This is a genomic window from Shewanella sp., from assembly GCF_048265805.1.
Taxonomy (GTDB): Bacteria; Pseudomonadota; Gammaproteobacteria; order Enterobacterales; family Shewanellaceae; genus Shewanella.
This window is the reverse complement of the sequence record NZ_JBLXAT010000001.1, coordinates 34,605-55,028: the sequence shown is the minus strand read 5'-3', so window position 1 is coordinate 55,028 and position 20,424 is coordinate 34,605. Positions and strand designations below refer to the sequence as shown.

16 protein-coding genes are annotated in these 20,424 nt (G+C 47.1%); 9 read left to right on the top strand and 7 right to left on the bottom strand.

Annotated features, from left to right (window positions below):
* The first annotated feature begins 27 nt into the window (after window positions 1-27).
* The 5 genes from ribF to ispH are packed head-to-tail and all read left to right on the top strand — an operon-like array spanning window position 28 to window position 5,709.
* On the top strand, window positions 28-963 hold the full coding sequence (ribF, locus tag ACN0TT_RS00220; protein ID WP_417760142.1) for a bifunctional riboflavin kinase/FAD synthetase: 936 nt from the start codon (window positions 28-30) through the stop codon (window positions 961-963).
* Between the two features lie 30 nt (window positions 964-993).
* Window positions 994-3,813 (top strand): isoleucine--tRNA ligase, encoded by a 2,820-nt coding sequence (gene ileS / locus ACN0TT_RS00215; RefSeq protein WP_417760141.1) that lies wholly within the window; start codon window positions 994-996, stop codon window positions 3,811-3,813.
* Between the two features lie 10 nt (window positions 3,814-3,823).
* Entirely contained in the window at window positions 3,824-4,330 is a 507-nt protein-coding gene (gene lspA / locus ACN0TT_RS00210) for a signal peptidase II (protein WP_417760140.1), read from the top strand.
* The gene (gene fkpB, locus ACN0TT_RS00205; RefSeq protein ID WP_417760139.1) at window positions 4,323-4,748 is read left to right on the top strand and encodes an FKBP-type peptidyl-prolyl cis-trans isomerase; all 426 of its coding nucleotides are present in this window, start codon (window positions 4,323-4,325) and stop codon (window positions 4,746-4,748) included. The genes lspA and fkpB overlap by 8 nt, the downstream gene beginning before the upstream one ends.
* Window positions 4,749-4,779: 31 nt before the next feature.
* Window positions 4,780-5,709 carry a 4-hydroxy-3-methylbut-2-enyl diphosphate reductase gene (gene ispH / locus ACN0TT_RS00200; RefSeq protein ID WP_417760325.1) on the top strand — a complete coding sequence of 310 codons (930 nt, stop codon included), beginning with the start codon at window positions 4,780-4,782 and terminating at the stop codon, window positions 5,707-5,709.
* Between the two features lie 68 nt (window positions 5,710-5,777).
* Here the strand turns inward: ispH and ACN0TT_RS00195 are convergent, their stop codons facing one another.
* The 5 genes from ACN0TT_RS00195 to ACN0TT_RS00175 all read right to left on the bottom strand — a co-directional run bounded on the left by ACN0TT_RS00195 (window position 5,778) and on the right by ACN0TT_RS00175 (window position 12,722).
* The gene (locus ACN0TT_RS00195) at window positions 5,778-5,963 is read right to left on the bottom strand and encodes a DUF3545 family protein (protein ID WP_417760138.1); all 186 of its coding nucleotides are present in this window, start codon (window positions 5,961-5,963) and stop codon (window positions 5,778-5,780) included.
* A 187-nt stretch (window positions 5,964-6,150) separates the two neighbouring features.
* Window positions 6,151-7,788 carry a glucose-6-phosphate isomerase gene (gene pgi, locus ACN0TT_RS00190; RefSeq protein ID WP_417760137.1) on the bottom strand — a complete coding sequence of 546 codons (1,638 nt, stop codon included), beginning with the start codon at window positions 7,786-7,788 and terminating at the stop codon, window positions 6,151-6,153.
* Window positions 7,789-7,808: 20 nt separating this feature from the next.
* The gene (tal, locus tag ACN0TT_RS00185) at window positions 7,809-8,762 is read right to left on the bottom strand and encodes a transaldolase (RefSeq protein ID WP_417760136.1); all 954 of its coding nucleotides are present in this window, start codon (window positions 8,760-8,762) and stop codon (window positions 7,809-7,811) included.
* A gap of 252 nt (window positions 8,763-9,014) precedes the next feature.
* Window positions 9,015-10,124 (bottom strand): OmpA family protein, encoded by a 1,110-nt coding sequence (locus tag ACN0TT_RS00180; protein ID WP_417760135.1) that lies wholly within the window; start codon window positions 10,122-10,124, stop codon window positions 9,015-9,017.
* Between the two features lie 231 nt (window positions 10,125-10,355).
* Window positions 10,356-12,722, bottom strand: coding sequence for a phosphoketolase family protein (locus ACN0TT_RS00175; protein WP_417760134.1), 2,367 nt, complete (start codon window positions 12,720-12,722; stop codon window positions 10,356-10,358).
* Between the two features lie 385 nt (window positions 12,723-13,107).
* Between ACN0TT_RS00175 and ACN0TT_RS00170 the strand changes: the two genes are divergently transcribed.
* Both ACN0TT_RS00170 and yaaA read left to right on the top strand, forming a co-directional pair.
* A complete protein-coding gene (locus tag ACN0TT_RS00170; protein WP_417760133.1) occupies window positions 13,108-14,556 on the top strand; it encodes an alanine/glycine:cation symporter family protein in 1,449 nt (482 codons plus the stop codon).
* 104 nt (window positions 14,557-14,660) lie between these two features.
* Entirely contained in the window at window positions 14,661-15,437 is a 777-nt protein-coding gene (gene yaaA / locus ACN0TT_RS00165) for a peroxide stress protein YaaA (RefSeq protein WP_417760132.1), read from the top strand.
* 54 nt (window positions 15,438-15,491) lie between these two features.
* On the opposite strand, the gene ACN0TT_RS00160 is transcribed toward yaaA, so the two are convergent.
* Window positions 15,492-15,878 (bottom strand): hypothetical protein, encoded by a 387-nt coding sequence (locus ACN0TT_RS00160; protein ID WP_417760131.1) that lies wholly within the window; start codon window positions 15,876-15,878, stop codon window positions 15,492-15,494.
* Window positions 15,879-16,255: 377 nt separating this feature from the next.
* Here ACN0TT_RS00160 and ACN0TT_RS00155 point away from each other — a divergent pair, with 377 nt between their 5' ends.
* On the top strand, window positions 16,256-16,969 hold the full coding sequence (locus ACN0TT_RS00155; RefSeq protein WP_417760130.1) for a DUF554 domain-containing protein: 714 nt from the start codon (window positions 16,256-16,258) through the stop codon (window positions 16,967-16,969).
* 36 nt (window positions 16,970-17,005) lie between these two features.
* Here the strand turns inward: ACN0TT_RS00155 and ACN0TT_RS00150 are convergent, their stop codons facing one another.
* Window positions 17,006-17,746: a helix-turn-helix transcriptional regulator gene (locus ACN0TT_RS00150; protein WP_417760129.1), complete on the bottom strand. Its 741-nt coding sequence runs from the start codon at window positions 17,744-17,746 to the stop codon at window positions 17,006-17,008.
* Window positions 17,747-18,118: 372 nt separating this feature from the next.
* Between ACN0TT_RS00150 and ACN0TT_RS00145 the strand changes: the two genes are divergently transcribed.
* The gene (locus tag ACN0TT_RS00145; protein WP_417760128.1) at window positions 18,119-20,410 is read left to right on the top strand and encodes a TonB-dependent receptor; all 2,292 of its coding nucleotides are present in this window, start codon (window positions 18,119-18,121) and stop codon (window positions 20,408-20,410) included.
* The last annotated feature ends 14 nt before the right edge of the window (window positions 20,411-20,424 follow it).

The following is a 20,424-nucleotide window of genomic DNA, read 5'->3' as shown; positions in this document are numbered from 1 at the left end:
ATTTGCGCCGAAGCGGTCGTTTTTGGTATGGAATTGATTCGCGGAATTCACAATATTCTGCCCAAACATCATGGGTGCGTGTTAACCATTGGTAATTTCGATGGGGTGCACCGTGGTCATGCAGAAGTGGTTGGTAATCTGGTTAAACGAGCGCACCATCTAGGCTTGCCTGCGATGGCTATGACGTTTGAGCCGCAGCCACAAGAGCTATTTTGTGGTGATAATGCGCCAGCACGTTTAAGTTTGTTGGCAGATAAACTGCGGTTGTTGGAAGAGCTAGGTATTGAACGCGTACTGTGCGTTAACTTCAATCAACGTTTTGCCAGTATGCAGCCCGAAGCGTTTATTGCTGAGCTGTTAGTGAAACAGCTAGGCGTTAAATATTTGGTCGTTGGGGACGATTTTCGTTTTGGTCAACAACGCCGTGGCACATTTGAGATGCTATGCAAAGCGGGTGAGCAGTACGGCTTTGCGGTGGTGAGCACGCAAAGTTTTCTGGTCGGTGACCAGCGTGTTAGTTCGACCATGGTGCGCGAGGCGTTAGCTAAAGGTAATTTGGAGCTGGCGCGGCGTTTATTGGGGCATGCGTATGTCATGTCTGGCCGCGTCGCACATGGGGAAAAAATTGGCCGTACCATCGGCTTTCCTACGGCGAACATCGCCTTAAAACGCAAAGTCGTCCCGATCAAAGGAGTGTTTGCGGTGCGATTATGGTGGGACGGCAGTGATGTGTACGACGGTGTAGCCAATATCGGTTACCGCCCTACAGTACAAGGGCAAACCTGCCAGTTGGAAGTGAACTTGTTTGACTTCAATGACGATTTGTATGGAAAAAAAGTCGCCGTAGAACTGGTGGCTAAGATTCGTGATGAAAAGCCGTTCCAGTCTCTGGACGCGCTAAAACAACAGATTAATTATGATGTTGACAAGGCGAAGGCCTTACTCAGCAAAGATGCAGGCTGATTTTTCAGTCAACAAAATGGTAAAGGATCGATGAGCGACTATAAATCAACTCTGAATTTGCCGGAAACTGAGTTTCCGATGCGTGGCAACCTGGCAAACCGGGAACCCGAAATGCTGGATCGTTGGAACAGTGACAACCTGTACCAGCAGATCCGCAACAGCCGTGCTGGCCGTGATTTATTTATTCTGCATGATGGCCCTCCATATGCGAACGGCGACATTCATATTGGTCACTCAGTTAATAAGATCCTTAAAGACATTATTATCAAGTCAAAAACCTTGTCAGGTTTTGACGCGCCGTACGTTCCCGGTTGGGACTGCCACGGTCTGCCTATTGAGCTTAAAGTTGAGCAAAAAGTGGGTAAGCCTGGGCAAAAGATCTCTGCCGCCGAGTTTCGTGAGCAGTGCCGCCAATATGCTGCTAAACAGGTAGATGGCCAGCGCAATGACTTTATCCGCTTAGGTGTGTTGGGTGATTGGAGCAATCCATACCTGACCATGAATTTTGACACAGAAGCTAACATCATCCGTTCATTGGCAAAAGTTATTGATAACGGTCACCTGCAAAAAGGTGTTAAGCCAGTTCACTGGTGTACTGACTGTGGTTCTGCGTTGGCTGAAGCGGAAGTGGAATATGAAGATAAAACTTCACCAGCTATCGATGTTGCATTTACCGCGGTAGATAGCGCTAAAGTGGCGGCCGCTTTTGGCGCTGGCGATATCAGCGATATTGCCATGGTGATCTGGACGACTACACCGTGGACATTGCCAGCTAACCGCGCTTTGTGCGTGAGTGCAGACTTGGACTATGTACTGGTTGAACTGCAGCTGGAAAGCGGCGTTAAGCACTTAGTGTTGGCTGAAGCGTTGTGGGAAGATTGCGTTAAACGTTACGGCGCGACCGATGCTAAAGTGTTGGGCCGTGCTAAAGGCGAAACACTGGAGCTGATGCAGTTCCAACATCCATTCTATGACTTCAGTGTTCCAGTCATTCTGGGCGATCACGTGACAACCGATTCAGGTACTGGCGTGGTTCACACCGCTCCTGGTCACGGTCAAGATGACTTCGTGGTCGGTAACAAATACGGCTTGGAAGTGGCCAACCCAGTGAACGATGAGGGCGTTTATAAAGAAGATACGCCGCTGTTCGCTGGTCAGTTTGTCTTTAAAGCCAATGATGCGATTGTTGATTTGCTCAAAGAACGCCATGCGTTAATGCACTTTGAAAAATACAACCATAGTTATCCGCATTGCTGGCGCCATAAAAAACCGATTATCTTCCGTGCCACGCCGCAGTGGTTTATCTCAATGGATAACAACGGCCTGCGCAGCCAAGCTTTGACTGAAATTGGTCAAACGCAATGGATCCCAGAGTGGGGGGAAGCCCGTATCGAGAAGATGGTAGCGAACCGCCCTGATTGGTGTATCTCCCGCCAACGTACTTGGGGGGTACCGATCACCTTGTTTGTGAACAAGGAAACCGAAGAGCTACATCCCGACAGCGTAGCGCTGATGGAGCGCATCGCACATCGTATCGAACAACAAGGTATCCAAGCTTGGTGGGATCTTGATGTGGCCGAAATCTTAGGTGATGACGCTGATCAATATCGTAAAGTCACTGACACCTTAGACGTGTGGTATGACTCAGGTTCAACGTTCTCTACAGTGGTAGGTACGCGTCCTGAATTCCAAGGCAAGCGTGCTGACCTGTACTTAGAAGGTTCAGACCAACACCGCGGTTGGTTCATGTCATCTTTGATGTTGTCGACCGCTATGCACAACGAAGCGCCTTATCGCCAAGTGCTGACTCACGGTTTCACCGTGGATGCCAAAGGCCGTAAGATGTCTAAGTCATTGGGTAACGTCATCGCGCCGCAGAAAGTGACCAACAGTTTAGGTGCTGATATTTTACGTCTGTGGGTAGCATCTACCGATTACAGCGGCGAAATGACCGTATCTGATGAAATTCTGAAACGCAGTGCTGACGCATACCGCCGTATCCGTAACACCGCCCGTTTCTTGTTGGCTAACCTAAGTGGCTTTAATCCAGCAACCGATATGGTCGCCATTGAAGACATGGTAGCGTTGGATCGTTGGGTGGTACGTCGTGCACACGCAGTACAACAAGAGTTGCTGCAAGCCTATAACGAATACAACTTCCACGTAGTGACTCAGAAACTGATGCAGTTCTGTTCAGTAGAGCTGGGTAGCTTCTATCTGGATATCATCAAAGACCGTCAATACACCGCTAAGGCGGATGGTAATGCGCGCCGTAGCTGTCAATCAGCGTTGTATTTGATCTCAGAAGCGCTGGTACGCTGGATTGCGCCAATCCTCAGCTTTACTGCCGATGAAATCTGGCAATTGCTGCCAGGCGAGCGGGCGCAATACGTATTTACCCAAGAGTGGTATGACGGCCTGCGTAGCGTCACCTTAGATGATGACCTGAGCGACGATTACTGGCAGCAACTGCTGACCGTACGTGACGAAGTCAACAAAGCTTTGGAACAAGGCCGTCGTGACAAAGTTATCGGTGGTGCGCTGGAAGCGGAAGTAACCTTGTTTGCCGACGCTGATTTAGCGGCTACGCTGACCAAGCTCGGTGACGAGTTACGCTTTGTGTTGTTGACCTCAAAAGCCATTGTTGCACCACTGGCTGATGCCGTAGCTGAAGCTGCCGACACTGAGCTGAAAGGTTTAAAACTGTTGGTGGCTAAAACCGCCGCTGAGAAATGTGAGCGTTGCTGGCACCATCGTGAAGACGTAGGTGTGAACCAAGCTCATCCGCATCTGTGTGGTCGCTGTGTGACCAACATTGAAGGTGATGGCGAACATCGCAACTTTGCATAAGGTGACCCGCATGCCCGCTGATTGGAAACAAAGTGGCCTGCGCTGGTATTGGATAGTTGGTTTGGTGATCCTCGCCGACCAACTGTCTAAACAGATCATTCTGGCTACCTTTAAGCTTAACGAGTCGCTCAACCTGCTACCGTTTTTCTCGCTGACCTATCGGCAAAATACTGGCGCTGCTTTTAGCTTCCTGCATGATGCAGGTGGTTGGCAGCGCTGGCTATTCGCCTTGGTCGCTATTGGTTTTAGTGTGGTGCTGACCGTGTGGTTACGTCGCCAACACTGGACCGATAAACTCACTGGTGTAGCGTTTACCTTAGTTATTGGTGGCGCCATCGGAAACCTGATAGACCGGTTGATGCACGGCTTTGTGGTAGATTTTCTGCACTTCTTTTACCAAAACTACCATTACCCTGCGTTTAACATTGCAGATTCAGCGATCTGCGTTGGCGCAGTGCTGATTATCTTTGAAGGTTTCTTCGTTAAAAAGCCGCGCGAGGATAAAAGCAATGGCTGATGTTACCCGTTCACTACTGTGCCATATGGTGATCAAACTCGATGATGGTTCAACCGCTGAAAACACCCGTAACAGTAAACAACCCGCCTTGTTAAACATTGGCGATGATAGTTTAAGCCCAGCGTTTGAACAGGCTTTGGTTGATCTGCAGGTGGGAGATACGACGGAATTTACGCTGGCGCCGCAAGATGCCTTTGGTGAACCTAACCCTGATGCTATCTATTATCTGGACCGCAGCAAGTTTCCTGCTGATATGCAGCTGGAAGCCGGTGTTATTGTGGGTTTTGCCGGCCCTGGTGGTAGTGAAATCCCTGGGATTGTGCGTGAAGTCGCTGGCGATTCTGTTACCGTGGACATGAACCATCCGCTGGCGGGACAGACATTAACGTTTCAAATTGAAGTGATTGAGGAGCGCTAAGATGACCGCATTAAAACCTGCTGCTGGTGGGCTGAATATTTTGCTGGCGAATCCTCGTGGTTTTTGTGCTGGCGTTGACCGTGCTATCAGTATTGTTGAACGTGCCCTCGAGCTGTTTTCTCCACCGATCTATGTGCGTCACGAAGTGGTACACAATCGTTATGTGGTACAGAACCTCAAAGACCGTGGTGCAGTGTTCGTTGATGAACTTGATCAAGTACCAGACAACAGTATCGTCATTTTCAGTGCTCACGGTGTGTCGCAAGCTGTGCGTCAAGAAGCCAAGTCTCGCGGTCTTAAAGTCTTTGATGCCACTTGTCCGCTGGTCACTAAAGTGCATCTGCAAGTGACTCGTGCCAGCCGTAAAGGCATTGAGTGCATTCTGATTGGTCACGAAGGCCACCCAGAAGTCGAAGGCACCATGGGACAGTACGACAATCCTGAAGGTGGCGTGTATCTGGTAGAGTCAGTAGAAGACGTCGCTAAGATGCAGGTGAAGAATCCTGATAATCTCTGCTTCGTGACCCAGACAACATTGTCAGTTGATGATACTCAAGACATCATTGCGGCGTTGCAGGCGCGTTTCCCTAGCGTTGAAGGACCACGCAAAGATGATATCTGCTACGCCACACAGAACCGCCAAGATGCGGTGAGAAAGCTGGCCTCTGATGTTGATATGTTGATTGTGGTTGGCTCGAAGAACAGTTCTAACTCTAACCGCTTGCGCGAATTGGCTGAAAAGTCTGGCACCCGCGCTTATCTGGTCGATACCGCGGAAGACATCAATTGCACATGGTTTGATGGCGTCGCGAAAGTGGCGGTTACCGCCGGTGCTTCTGCGCCAGAAGTGCTAGTGCAACAAGTGGTCGAAGCCGTTGCTGCTGCAGCCCCGAGTGTGGTGACAGAAGTAGAAGGACGAGAAGAGGATACCGTATTTGCGGTACCTGCAGAGTTGCGGTGAGCTGCTAATTAGTTAACAAAAAAGCCCCGAATATCGGGGCTTTTTTACAGGAAATTCTACTTGTGAAGTTAAATCAGCAAGCTGTCTAAATCATCTTCAAAGCTGCTGTCGATATCGCGTAATTCTTTCAACAAACGATGTTTTTCTTTTAGCGCTTCAATCTCGCGCCACTTACGTTTTTTACTTGAACCCCGAGAGCGACTTGGGGTCTCACTCGACTCTTCTAGCGCACTACCGTAGCCTAAACGATCCATGGCAACCTCCTGTTGTAGTTTTTCTCAGCAATTTAATAGCATAGATATTAAACAGAGTGCAAGCGGAATGTTTCGTGGCTGTTACTAAAAAGCGACGGTTAGATGAAAATAAGTTTACGGTAATTAGAACAAAAAAGCCGATGGTTAACATCGGCTTTTTAACTGCTTAGATATTATCAGTTTAGCGCTAGATACAACCTTTTCTAAACGCGTTGATAAGACCGTTGCTTGAAGCGTCTAGTGCATCACAATCACTGTCAGCGGCAAGACGATCCAGCACATCATTCCCTAAGGTTTTACCCAGTTCTACGCCCCATTGGTCAAATGAGTTGATGTCCCAGATAGTGCCTTGTACTAACGTGCGGTGCTCATAAAGCGCAATCAGGGCACCCAGCGTTTGTGGTGTCAGCTTATCCATTAAGATGGTGTTGCTTGGTTTATTACCCGCCATCTCTTTGTGTTTAGCAATAACGGTTTTCTCAGCGTCAGACAGCTTACTATTTTGCAGTTCAGCCATCGCTTCATCGAAAGTGCGACCTTGCATCAATGCTTGAGTTTGACCAAAGCAGTTAGAGGCTAACTGAATATGGTGCTCGCCCAACGGATTGTGGCTTTGCAGTGGCATGATGAAATCGGCTGGGATCAGCGCAGTACCTTGGTGTAATAACTGGTGATAGGCGTGTTGGCCGTTAGTGCCTTCACCGCCCCAGATCACTGGCCCTGTGCTGTAGTCGACTTGCGCACCGTTCATCTTAGCGGATTTACCATTGCTTTCCATGTCGAGCTGCTGGAAGTAAGCGGGTAAGCCACGCAGGTAGTGATCGTAAGTCAACACTACGTGTGATTGGGCATTAAAGAAGTTGTTGTACCACAGTGACAACATACCCATCAGCACTGGCATGTTTTCACTAAATGGTGCAGAGGCAAAGTGTGCGTCCATTTCGCGAGCGCCTGCTAGCAAACCACGGAAGTTATCCATGCCAACCAACAGCGCAATCGGTAAACCGATAGCTGACCACAGCGAGTAACGACCACCAACCCAATCCCACATTGGGAAAATGTTGGTTTCATCAATACCAAAGTCAGTCGCTTTAGCCACGTTAGAGGTGATGGCAGCGAAGTGTTTCGCCACATCTTGCTGGCTACCACCATTGGCAAGGAACCAAGCTTTGGCGCTAAGTGTGTTGGTCAGCGTTTCCTGCGTGCCAAATGATTTTGACGATGTCAGGAACAGGGTAGTCTCAGGATTAACTAGCTTTAGTTTTTCGGCGATAGACGTGCCGTCGACGTTAGCCACATAGTGCACGTTGACGTGGCCAGTCCAGTACGGACGCAAGGCTTCAGAGGCTATTTTGGGCCCCAAAAATGAGCCACCGATACCGATAGAAACCACGTCAGTAATGGTTTTGCCAGTATAGCCTTTCCAGTTACCTTGATGGATATCAGCTACAAACTGTTCCATCTTCGCCAGTGTTGCTTGTACCTCGGGTACCACGTTAACACCGTCAACACGGATATCCGCATCGGCAGGTGCGCGTAATGCGGTATGTAATACTGCACGTTGTTCGGTGGTATTGATAATGGCACCACTGAACATGGCAGCAATTTTTTGCTCTAAACCCGCTTCTTCAGCCAGTGCCAGCAATTGTTGCATTACGGCATCGGTGACGCGGTTTTTAGAGTAATCAAGAAAAAGACCACACTGCTTTAGCGTCATCTGTTCAAAGCGCTGTGGATTATCAGCAAACAGTTTACGCATGTGCGGCAGGTTGCCACTTAACTGTGACAACGCCTGCCAAGCAGGAGATTGTGTCAGTTGAGTCATGATGTCTGTCCTGCGGTTGATTAAGCGAGTTTCGCGGTCAGCATGGTTTCCAATTTGCCTTGGTCGATGGCAAAGTTACGGATACCTTCAGCCAGTTTTTCCACTGCCATTGGATCTTCGTTAAATTCCCAACGGAATTGTGCTTCGGTCAGTGGTGCGGGTGCTGCTTCAACGTCTGTTGTTGCTTGCAGTTTTGTTTCAATAACGGTATCTGCATTCGCCAACTCTTCCAGCAGGTTAGGGCCGATAGTTAAACGGTCACAGCCAGCTAGTTCGATGATCTCACCCGTGTTACGGAAGCTTGCACCCATTACTACGGTGTTGTAGCCGTGTTTTTTGTAGTAGTTGTAGATGCTAGTGACTGATACTACGCCTGGGTCTTCGCTGGCAGTATAATCTTTACCGGTGCTTTTCTTGTACCAGTCCAGAATACGACCCACAAATGGTGAGATCAGATATACGCCCGCTTCTGCACATGCACGCGCTTGGGCAAAGCTAAACAGCAGTGTTAGGTTACAGTTGATGCCTTCGGCTTCCAACTCTTTGGCGGCACAGATGCCTTCCCACGTTGACGCCAGTTTGATCAGGATGCGTGATTTATCGATACCAGCATCTTTATAGAGTTTGATCAGTTTTTTGGCTTTGGCGATTGATGCTTCTTTATCAAAAGATAAACGTGCATCTACTTCAGTAGAGATGCGTCCTGGAACGATTTTGAGGATCTCTAAACCGATGTTTACGGCGAGTTTATCGCTGGCATCTTCCAGTTGTTGAGCGGCATCACTACTTTGTGCTTTTGCCCATGCAACGGCTTCGTCAATCAACGCAGCATATTCAGGGATTTGAGATGCCTTAAGGATCAACGATGGGTTGGTCGTGGCATCTTCAGGTTGGTAACGTTTGATTGCTTCGATATCACCGGTGTCGGCAACAATAGTCGTAACTGATTTTAATTGCGCTAAGGTATTGGCCATGGATAACTTCCTTTAGATAAGCTGTCATTAATGCTGCTTTTCAGATTGGCTATTAGACGCTAAATTGTATTACTTTTTCAATTCGTCAATGAAAAAAAATTACAATTGTGGCTGAAATCAACCAAAAAAAAGCAGTCGACTGAGGCAAATTTGATGTGGTCAGTGTACTGATTTTACTCGCTGAATACTAATTGCGTATGACAAAAATAAAAAAGCCGCTGGAACCAGCGGCTTTTAGACGAATATAAGTGTTTATTTCAGCAGAGGTTGTTTCTCTTTAAACACGGCTTTAGCGACGATACGTCGGTTTGCTGCGTTGGCTTCCGCAGAAGAACCTTGCATCAGTGGTTCAGATTCACCATAGCCTTTGGCGGTGATGCGGTTAGCATCAATGCCATATTGTTCAACTAACACTTTGGCGACTACATCCGCACGTTTCTGGGAAATCCACAGGTTGTAATCTTCTTTACCAGGTAAAGAAGCGTGGCCTGCAATTTCAACTTGTGCTTTTGGATACTTGTTGAGGAACTTCGCCGCTTTTTCGATTTCACCCATAGAATCAGGTTTCAGGACGGTAGAGTTATTATCGAATTGGGCTTCAATTCTCAAGTCGTCCAATTTGTCGATGTAGATGGTACAACCCTGCGCGTCGACCTTGTGATCCATTGGGGTATCTGGACATTGATCAAGGTCATCAGTTACGCCATCGTTGTCTGAATCAACTGGCGCTGCCGCCACTACAACAGGTTCTGGCGTTGGCTCTGGTTCACTGCCACCAAAGCGATAGCTCAGTGTAATACCCCAGTAGTTAGCGTCCATCTCAAGGTTGCTTACACGAGATTCATCAATATCTTCATAACGACGATACTTAGCTGCTAGCGACAGCTTTTTAGTAATGTCATAAGAGATACCCGCACCTAAGTAAGGGCCAACATCGTTGTGCTCTAGGCGATCTTCACCCCAGTTGATTTCGTTCTGGGTGGTGTAGTTAAACGCCCCAGCTTCACCAACTAATTTCCAGCTATTACCTAAAGGCCAGTAGCCAACCACACCTAAGGTAAAGCCTTTAACACCAACGTCGTTAGCTACATTGTCATAGTCAATCCATGTGGAATGGCCTAGGTGGCGCCAGCCAAGTTCTAATGACAGGTAGTCATTGATCATGTAACCACCAAATGCTTCATAGGCGAACGGTTCATCATCGCCACAGATTTGCATCTCGGTCATTTCACAGTTGGGACCAAAGTTAGTTTGACCAGCACCGGCACCAACGTACCAAGGACTGAGTGATTCATCTGCATAGGCTGCAGTAGGTAGCGCTGCAAGCACTAAAAGGTGGGTTAATTTCAGTTTCATCATCATTCTCCAAATCCTTGAAAAATATTGTTTGTTGCTTTGCGTCGCGCACGCCTCAGCGTTACGACTTACGCTTTGGTATCGCGGGCACATTATTAGTGGCTCAAGCTGAATTCCTGTTGAACCGCACTTATATTTTAATAGGTTAGGATGATTTAGAGATTTTTCCTGTTTTTGCATAAAAAAAGAGCCACTTTTCAGTGGCTCTTCAAATTTAGATAGATATTTAACTATCTATTAACGTTTCCATTCCCAGTTTTCAATGTATTCTGGGTCTACACCGTTAGCTTTGATGTAGTTTTTGTGGTCAACCAGACGTTGCAACATGTCGGTGGTAATACGTGAGTGAGTTGTCTCATCGATTACACCTTGTTGGAACAGTTTGTAGGCCATATCAATCACTAAGTGATAACGAGAAGTACCGTTACGTACACCCATATCGAATGGCGTAGTAGTTGAACCTTCTTCTTCGTAACCTTTGATGCGGAAGCGATGTGCACCTTTATAGTCAAACACCAGTTTCTTGATGGTGTTTGGATAACCGTGATAGTTAAATACCACACCTTTATCCGTGGTGAAGATATCGTCCAGCAACCAAGGTTTAGATGAGAACTCTAAGCTACCCAAGCCGTTGGCGTTCAACTCGGTAACGCTGACGAAACGGACTTTAACGCGTGGCAGTTGTTCACGTACCAGTACCAATGCTGCCATGGCTTCTTGTGTTGCGTAATCACCACAACCTGCCAGAACCACGTCTGGGTTTTCGTCAGAAGCGAAGTCCCAAACCATGACGCCGTCTTCAGCTTGTTTACGCGCTTCTTCCAAGCTCAACCATTGTGGCAGCTCTTTCTTACCAGCGACCAGAATGTTCAGTTTGTCACGACCAGCGAAAGCTTTTTCGGTGTAAACCAAGGTTGAGTTAGCATCTGCTGGCAGATAAGCCGATACGATCTCAGCGTGTTTCTCAAGCATTGCCCCCAAGAATGATGGGTTTTGGTGTGAGTAACCGTTGTGGTCTTGGCGTTCCAGCAGTGAAGACAATACGACGTTGCATGCAGGTACAGGCTTACGGAAGTGAATACCTTGGCTAGCATGCACATATTTACAGTATTGGTCAGCCATTGATGCGATAACTTGTGAGAACGACTCATAAGTTGGGAACATGGCGTGACGACCAGTCACTGTGTAACCATGCATCATACCGAACAGCAGGTTTTCTGACAGTAGTTCCAGTACACGACCATCACGGCTCATGTCGTCATCCCAGCTTTCGATAGGCCATTGCCATGCGCGGTCGGTGGCTTCAAATACTGCTTGCAGCTGGTTTGAATAAGTTTCATCAGGGCTGAAGATACGGATATTGCGTTCGTTTTCGTTCAGTTTGAACGCATCACGCATCCATTCACCCATTTTCAGCATGGAGTAACCGCGACTACCGCGTACGATGTCTGGACCATAAGCCAGTTTGGTCAGCTCAGGGTTTTTCACCGCTTGAACCACTTCACCACCGTAGCTCAGACGTTGTTGACCACAGCACAATTCGCTTGGTGGAATTAAGCTTTGGATCTCTGCATCAAAGATCAACTCACCTTTGTCGTTCATTGAATACAGTTCGTGGAACTTGTAGCTGTCTAACCAGTTATTCAGTGCGGTCAAGTGACGTTCATCAGTGGCGCACTTGTTAACGATAACTTGGTGAGACTCGCAGTTGCCTTCCAGTTTTTTACCATCAAATTCAGGCACACCAGTCCAGCCTTTGGCGGTTTTCATTAGGATGACTGGCCAACGTGGCTTACATACATCGTCGCCACTGCGTGCGATACGTTGGATTTCGGTGATCATGTCGTACGCTTTGTCCATTGCATTGGTCATTTGTACGTACACGTCTTCTGGCAGGTTGCTATCTACATAGATAGGGTAGTAACCCAAACCAGTGAATTCAGCTTCCAGTTCTTCGCGGTCCATACGGCCCATACGAGTTGGACCAGAAATTTTGTAACCGTTGATATGCACGATTGGTAGAATCGCACCGTTATTCTTTGGAGAAACTAGACGGTTAGCATACCAAGAGGCTGCTAAAGGCCCTGTTTCTGATTCACCGTCGCCCACTAATACTGTCGCGATTAAATCAGGGTTATCGAGTACTGCCCCCCAAGCGACAGATAGCGAATAACCCAGTTCACCACCTTCCAGAATTTGTCCAGGTGCTTCCGGGTTAGCGTGCGAAGGGTAACCATAAGCGGCAGAGAACTTACGGCAGATATCTGAAATACCGTCTTCGTTGTAAGGAATGGTTTCTGGGTAGTAGTGGCTCAGAGAACCTTCCATAAACAGGTTAGCTTGTACAGCAGGGAAGCCGTGGCCTGGACCTACAAGATACAAGAACTTACGGTTGTGCTTGGTGATCAAACGGTTTACGTTGGCATAAACAAAGTTAATGCCTGGGCAAGTACCCCAGTGACCCAGCAAACGTGGCTTGATGTCGCCGTGCTGTAGGGGACGTTTGAAAAGCACATTGTTTTTCAGGTAGATTTGTGAAGTCGCCAAAAAGTTAGTGGCCCGTACATACTTTTTCAGCGCAGCGATTTCTTGCTGTTGGGTCATAAGATGCCTCACTTGAGCAAATACCAGTTAATTTGTATGACATAACTATATTTGTAGTTAAATTACAAAAATGTGGTGGAAATCAGGTTTCTGGAAGTTAGTTTGGCTAGCGGGCTGCCAGCTTGGCGGGTGGTTAAAATAAAAATATTGTCTAATCAATTAGTTAATCGTTATTAAAAACAGAAAATCATTTATAGTATAAATGCATGTATTGTGAGATTGATCTCATAGACCAAAGTATTGATCGTAATTGACGCTGGACGAAATTTGCTCCAATGTCGTGAAAACGTAAGATACTTTCAGAATTTACTGCTACTAAAACTTACTTTATTACTAGGATAAGATGTCGAATTCTCGATTTTTGTGACATCTTTTTGGGTCGTTTATGGTTGAAACCGTTGTCAAATTTCTCAACTCCCTCTTGTGGGACCAACTACTTATTTATGCATTAGTTGGGGTCGGGGTCTATTTCACCGTCAGTTTGCTGTTTATCCAAGTTACTCATCTTAAGCATTCTGCCAAAGTTATGCTAACTAGTCGGCAGGCCGACGAGGCTGGGTTATCTTCATTTCAAGTGTTTTGTACCAGTATGGCCGCCAGAGTTGGCGCTGGTAACATGGCCGGGGTGGCTGTAGCTATCGGTGCTGGTGGGCCGGGGGCTATCTTTTGGATGTGGTTAATCGCTATGGTGGGTATGGCAACCGCCATGGTGGAGTCAACATTGGCCCAAGTCTACAAGGTGAAAGATAGCACTGGTCAATATCGCGGTGGGCCTGCTTATTACATGGAGAAGGGGCTCGGGCAACGGTGGATGGGTGTGCTGTTTTCGGTCTTTCTGATCATCTCCTTTGGTTTAGTGTTTAACGCCGTGCAAGCCAACACCATCGCTGGTGCGGTTAATCAAGTCTTTGATGTCTCGCCAACGGTGATTGGCATTGGCTTAGTCTTGGTAAGCGCCGTAGTTATTACTGGTGGTATGCGCAAAGTGGCGCGAGTATCGGAATTTGTCGTGCCAGTGATGGCATTGTTCTACATTGCGATGGCATTGATTGTTGTGGCGATGAACTTTGATAAGTTACCAGCAGTGTTTAGCTTAGTGATTAATAACGCCTTTGGTTGGCATGAAGCCGCGGCGGGTGGTGTGGGTTACACCGTATCACAAGCAATGCAGTCGGGGGTTGCGCGGGGCTTATTCTCCAACGAAGCCGGTATGGGCAGTGCCGCTAACGTAGCTGCCTGTGCTGCACCTACACCGCCACATCCTGCGTCTCAAGGCTTTGTACAGATGGTGGGAGTGTTTATTGATACCTTAGTAATCTGTACTGCCACTGCGGCCATTATTTTGTTGTCGCACGATTGGCAGGCCAGTGATGACGGTATCGCCATGACCATCACTGCATTGCAATTTCATGTCGGAGTTTGGGGCGGTTGGTTTGTCGCCGGTGCCATTTTGCTGTTTTGTTTTACCTCGATTATTGCCAATTATTCCTATGCAGAGAGCAACGTCATTTTTCTCATTGGCAATCGCCGCAGTGTGATTTTAGGTTTTCGCCTCGGTGTATTGGCTATGGTGATGTTTGGTGCCTTGGCTAAAATCTCGCTGGTGTGGGATTTAGCTAATCTATCAATGGGGCTGATGGCGCTAGTGAATATTCTTGCCTTGGTGTTGTTGTCCGGTGTCGCGTTCCGAGTGATTACGGATTACCGCGACCAACTGGCCGCAGGGAAGGAACCTGAGTTTGATAAGACGCAATTTCCTGATATTGCTCAGCAGATGGACGACCAAGTATGGAACGTGACGACTGAAGAATCGCGTCCAGTCCCTGAGCGTTAACGACTCCATCGGTCAAGCTTATCGGAAAAACCACGTGCACAATACGTGGTTTTTTTATATCAATCCCTTATCATTGCCGCAAAGTTGTCGTGAAGGAATTGAATATGTTAATCCTGGTTTCCCCCGCAAAGACCTTAGATTTTGAAACACCAGCGCCAGTGGCGGAATATAGCCTTCCGATGTTTTTAGATAACAGCCAAGCGCTGATTGACGTGTGTCGTCAGCTAACACCTATGCAAATTGCGAAGTTGATGAGCGTAAGCGATAAAATTGCTGGTCTGAATGCTGCGCGTTTCGCCTCGTGGCAGCAGCCATTCACCTTAGGTAATGCCAAACAAGCGTTATATGCTTTTAAAGGCGATGTTTATACTGGCTTAGATGCCGAATCGCTTACTCCGGAAGTGGTGATGCGTGCGCAAAAACGGCTACGCATGCTCTCAGGCTTGTATGGTTTGCTCAAACCGCTGGATTTAATGCAACCTTATCGTTTAGAGATGGGCACGCAATTGGAAAACCCACGCGGTAAGAATCTGTATGAGTTCTGGGGAGATGAAATCACTACCGCCATTAACAATGCGCTATCGAGTGACGAACCCGAGTTGATTGTTAATTTAGCGTCTAACGAGTATTTCAAAGCAGTTAAATCTAAGCAGCTTAACGGTAATTTGGTATCGCCAGTATTCAAAGACTGCAAAAACGGCCACTACAAAATTATCAGTTTTTACGCCAAAAAAGCACGCGGCATGATGGCGCGCTGGTTGCTTGAGCAAGACATTCAGCAGCCTGAGCAACTGCAGCAGTTTGATGTGGCTGGTTATTACTATTCTGCTGAACAATCTACCGCGCAAGCGCCTTTGTTCCTGCGCGAAGAACAAGCTTAAACCGCCCCTAGCTGTTGCGAACCTCGACGATATTCGAGGCTCGCAATCAGCGCGTTAAGCAATAATGGTAATTTGATCAGCGCTTTGAATTGGCAGTAGGGCTTGCCCCTGAAGGCGCATCACCGCTCCTGCAATACGCAACTGTTTACCAAGCAGGGTTTTAGCTGGATTGACAATGCCGCGTTCTTGTAACTGGGCGATGGCATTGGCCGATAAACACAAGCGTAGGTTATCACTGTCTTGCGCCGCAGACTGGCTATTCAGATAAATAACGCCATCGCTGGCTTGTTGATCGCTACTGCTGCTCACAACAAAATCGATATCGAGATTAGCTTTGCCTATGTTTTTGCTGGCATCTTTAGCTGATAGTCGTTGCGCCGCGCTAACATCAATGCAGCAGCTGACTAGAAATAATGCCGCAATAACTAATTGAACCCACATATCCACTCCTTGAATTGCTTTGGTTATGGTTAAGTCGCCGCATTATTTTTGTACGATTTTGCCATCGTCGTCTATGAGTTTATGGTATGCCGTACATTAAAAATATGTAGCTTAGCCTCGCCGCTTATCGTTTGTCATATGTTACGGGCGATTTAAGGTTGAAAGCCGGCATTAACTAGGCCGTGTTGGTGGTGTGCATAAGCGCGATAAGTGGATGTTTGCTAAACACATAGCATCAGCATCGTAGGTATGATGATGCTATGATGCCGTTAAAACAAAAGCAGTAGCTTGATGTCGTTACGTCACTCTTGTTGCTGTGATAATTATCATTACCTCATCGCTCCGCCCTACGCCGTAGCGATATCGGAGAATTCCCCATGATTGGTCCCATCGTTAATAGCGTGGCTATTATGGCTGGCGCATTTTGCGGCGCGACATTAGCTCGATATATTCCAAAACGTTTACAAACAGGACTACCACCAACATTCGCGCTGGCATCCATTGCGATTGGCATCAACATGTTGATGAAAGGACACAATGTTCCAGTGGTGGTGTTATCGCTGATTTTTGGCACCGCTATTGGTGAGTTGTGCTACTTCGAGCGTTCCATCTCCAATGGCGCGACTTTTATTCAACGCAAGTTAGATCGCTTTATTCCGCTGCCTCGTGGACTCACTCAAGAGGAGTTTGCCAAGCAATTCACCGCGTTAATTGTGGTGTTTGGCGCCAGTGGACTCGGGGTGATTGGTGCCATGACCGAAGGTATGAATGGGGATTACCAACTGCTACTCGTCAAAGCGGTGATGGACTTTCTGACCGCGAGTATCTTCGCCATCGGCCTTGGTGCTGGTATTGGCTTAACTGCGGTGGTGCAGTTCGTGGTGCAAGCCGCGCTGTTTATACTGGCGAAGCCAATCATGCCGCTAATGGATGACATTGTATTCGGTGACTTCTCGGCGGTGGGCGGCATCATCATGGTCGCGGTTGGATTGCGTATTGCCAAGATCATGAACTTCTCGGTTGTTAACTTCCTGCCTGCACTGTTTTTGGTGCTGCCAATCTCTTATCTGTGGCGCCATTTCTTCGGTTAGCCTGTTGAGCCGCCTTGATAAAAGAAGCCAATTAACTTAGTTAGGTTGGCTTCTTTTTTTGAGCTCATCTAAGTAGTTGTAGATGGTAAAGCGAGTGACACCTAATGCTTTAGCTGCTCGGTTTACACCACCTCTTACCACAAAAATTCCATTGCTTTGCATGGTAGCAACTGCGGCGATTTTGTCTTCTTTGCTGAACTGAGCTAACGGTTTTGCGTGGGCATTAATAGCCGAGTCAATAATGTCTTCCATTAACGTATCTACTTGTGCTGGCTGATGTTGAGCCGAGGCAGTCTTACTGATTGGCGTTATATCTTTATTTAACATCTTGCTGAGCCATGAGTAGGCGGCCTGAGGAATGGTCATGTCAGAATTAAAGCATAATGCTGCATAGGGAATACCATCACTATCGCGAAAAATAGCTGTGGATGAGTGCAGCGCTAAACCGCTTTTGGCTACAGTGTGATAGCTTGCGATGACACTGTTATGATCTCCATGTTCATTTAGCTTTTTAAATGCTTCAGTAAAACCTACATCACCTTTTGGCCCCGCAAGAATAGAGTCGCCAAGCGCTCTACCCGTGACATGGCCGTTTGCTAATGCGATGACAGAACTTTCTGGCAATGTCATATCGTGCAATACCACTTCAACATTGTTACTCAATACGTGTTCTAGCAATTCAACAACGGTTTTAAGTGTGCTTAAAACGAGTTGTCTCTCTGCTGCACAAAACTGTGAGCGTGCAAGTTCAATTTTCTGAAAAGTTTTAGATTCCATTTAGTTACCTGAGCAATCCAATTTGTAGCTGAATGACTTTGCGTCCGTGCGCTAGTGGTATTTTGGCGATTTTAGTTACTTTAACACGTTATCAATTTTTAACAATTTGCTTATTTATTTCAACAAAAAGTGTTGAACAGCTAAACTAAATGTGTAAATTATATACTTTAGTTGCATGTGAGTTTTTAAAAACGTTAATGATATGTTGGTCATGTGTGGTGGCTCGCTTTTCAGATGTTGGCTGTTTTTCGTCGAATGCAATTAACTTAATAATATGAAAATAAATAAAAATATCGTTGCGCGATAGGTGCCGCGAATCGACAGAGGAAGAGGGCATAGGCACGTCAGCCACCTTCCAATGATTTCAACAAAATGAAGAAAGGAAGAGAGATGATGCCGTATGTATCCCTAAAACAACATCGTTTGAGTTCACTAGCAAAGCACATCAGTTTAGTGCTTGGTGCGGCGACTTTGTTCGCTGCTCAAGCTATGGCTGATGAAGCTGCTCAACCTGATACTGCAAAAGCCGAAAAAGACCAAAATTTTGAGAAAATTGTGGTAACGGCCTCTAAACGTAATGAGCGGCTACAGGATGTCGCATTATCAATGGAAGTACTCGATGCCAAGAAACTCGCGGAGACCGGTAAAGCTAAACTGGCCGATTATTTTGCGGAAATTCCCGGCCTGAGCTACGTGTCTAGTGCCATGAGTAGTACCATTGTGATGCGCGGTGTTGGCACTGATGCTGGTATTGGTACGCGCCCGACATCTGGTGTGACCATTGACGACGTTCCATATGGTTCAGCAACTAACACTGGTGTGATCCCCGATTTGGATCCCTCTGACATTCAACAAATTGAAGTGCTGCGCGGCCCACAAGGAACCCTTTATGGTGCCAGCAGCATGGGAGGCTTGGTGAAATATGTCACTATAGATCCTAACTCAAGTTATGCTACCGGTCACCTCGAAGTGGGTGGTTCTTCGACTGCACATGGTGGTAATGGGCATAGCCTTCGTGCCTCAGGCAACTTGCCTATCACTGATGATTTTGCCATACGTGTGAGTGGCTTTAAACGCCAAGATCCATCCTTTGTGAGTAATGAGCGTGATGGCTCTGACAACAGCATCGACAGTGAAGGCGGTCGTATTGCAGCGATTTGGCATATCAACGACGATTGGACTTTCCACAGTTCTGCAATGTTCCAAAACACTTCTCAAGCGAACACTGCTTATGTCGATGTTGAACCAGATCTTACGCCAGTATATGACCAGTATCAGCATTCTCGTGGCGTTGATACTGACAACTTTGAAGGGCAAACACGTTTTTACACGGCTAAGATTTCAGGTGATTTAGGTTGGGGGTCTTTCGACTCTATCACTGGTTACACTGAGCACCGAGCTGCCGCGAAGCAAGACGTGGGTTACACCTCTATCGGTAGCTATGCACCAGCATTTTCAAGTATGTTTGACTTGGGATACCAAGAAGCAGGTGCCTTCATTGATAACCGTTACGATGAAGATAAGATCAGCCAAGAATTCCGTCTTTCTTCCAAAGATGATGTTCGCTTTCAATGGCAGGTTGGCTTGTTCTATACCAAAGAAAGTGTTGATAGCACACAGAATTTCTATCTGTCAGACAATGCCACCGGAGAATACTACTCCGCTGTGCCACTGCTGATCTCTACCGGTGATGACTCCTATAAAGAATCTGCCGTTTTCGTTAATACCACTTATAAAATAACTGAGCAGTGGGATGTGACCGTTGGTGGTCGCTATGCGAAAAACAAAATGGATAACGCTGGATATGCGGGCGGTATGTTGACTGATGAAGAGGAAACGGCTGACGACTACAGTGATAACGTCTTTACCTATTTGTTGGCGTCTCGCTATCACTTCAATGACGATATGATGGTGTTTGGTCGCGTATCTTCAGGCTATCGTGCGGGTGGCAGTAACGGCACTCTCGTCGATGGTATTCCTGAAAGCTACGACTCAGACTCATTAGTAAGCTACGAGCTAGGCTTCAAAGGCGGCTTCTTGGATGACGCGTTAGCGTTAAATGCCACTGCTTATTACATCGATTGGTCTGATCTGCAAATCAGCCAAGTAGATTTGACTTACGGGTCAAACTACACCACTAACGCGGGTAAGGCCGCGAGCCAAGGTATCGAGTTTGGTGTGAATTATGACTTCCTCGAAGATTGGAAGTTAGCGGTTAGCTACGCGTTCACCGACGCGACATTAAAAGAAGATATCCCTGGCTATGTTGAAGATGCTACTGCTTACGGCAAAGATGGCGACCGTATGCCATTTTCCGCAAAAAACTCTGGCACTGTATCGCTGCAACATACCGTCGATTTGGGCAATGGTGCGCAGTTAAGTTTTGGCGGCAATGTGACTTACATGGGCGATCGCTACATGCAATTTACCCAATCGTCTGAAATCTCACGGATTCACTTACCTAGCTATACCACTGTTGGTCTCAGCTCGACGCTGAACTACAACAACTGGTCGCTGACGTTGTATGCCAACAACCTGTTTGATGAAGAGGGGTATATCAGTGCTAACCGCCGTGGTACCGCAACAGCTACCACCGACGTAAACTACGGTGCGGTTTTGATTCAACCACAAACCATCGGCTTGACCCTCGCTTGGGATCTATAACCTTCCTTAGCTTT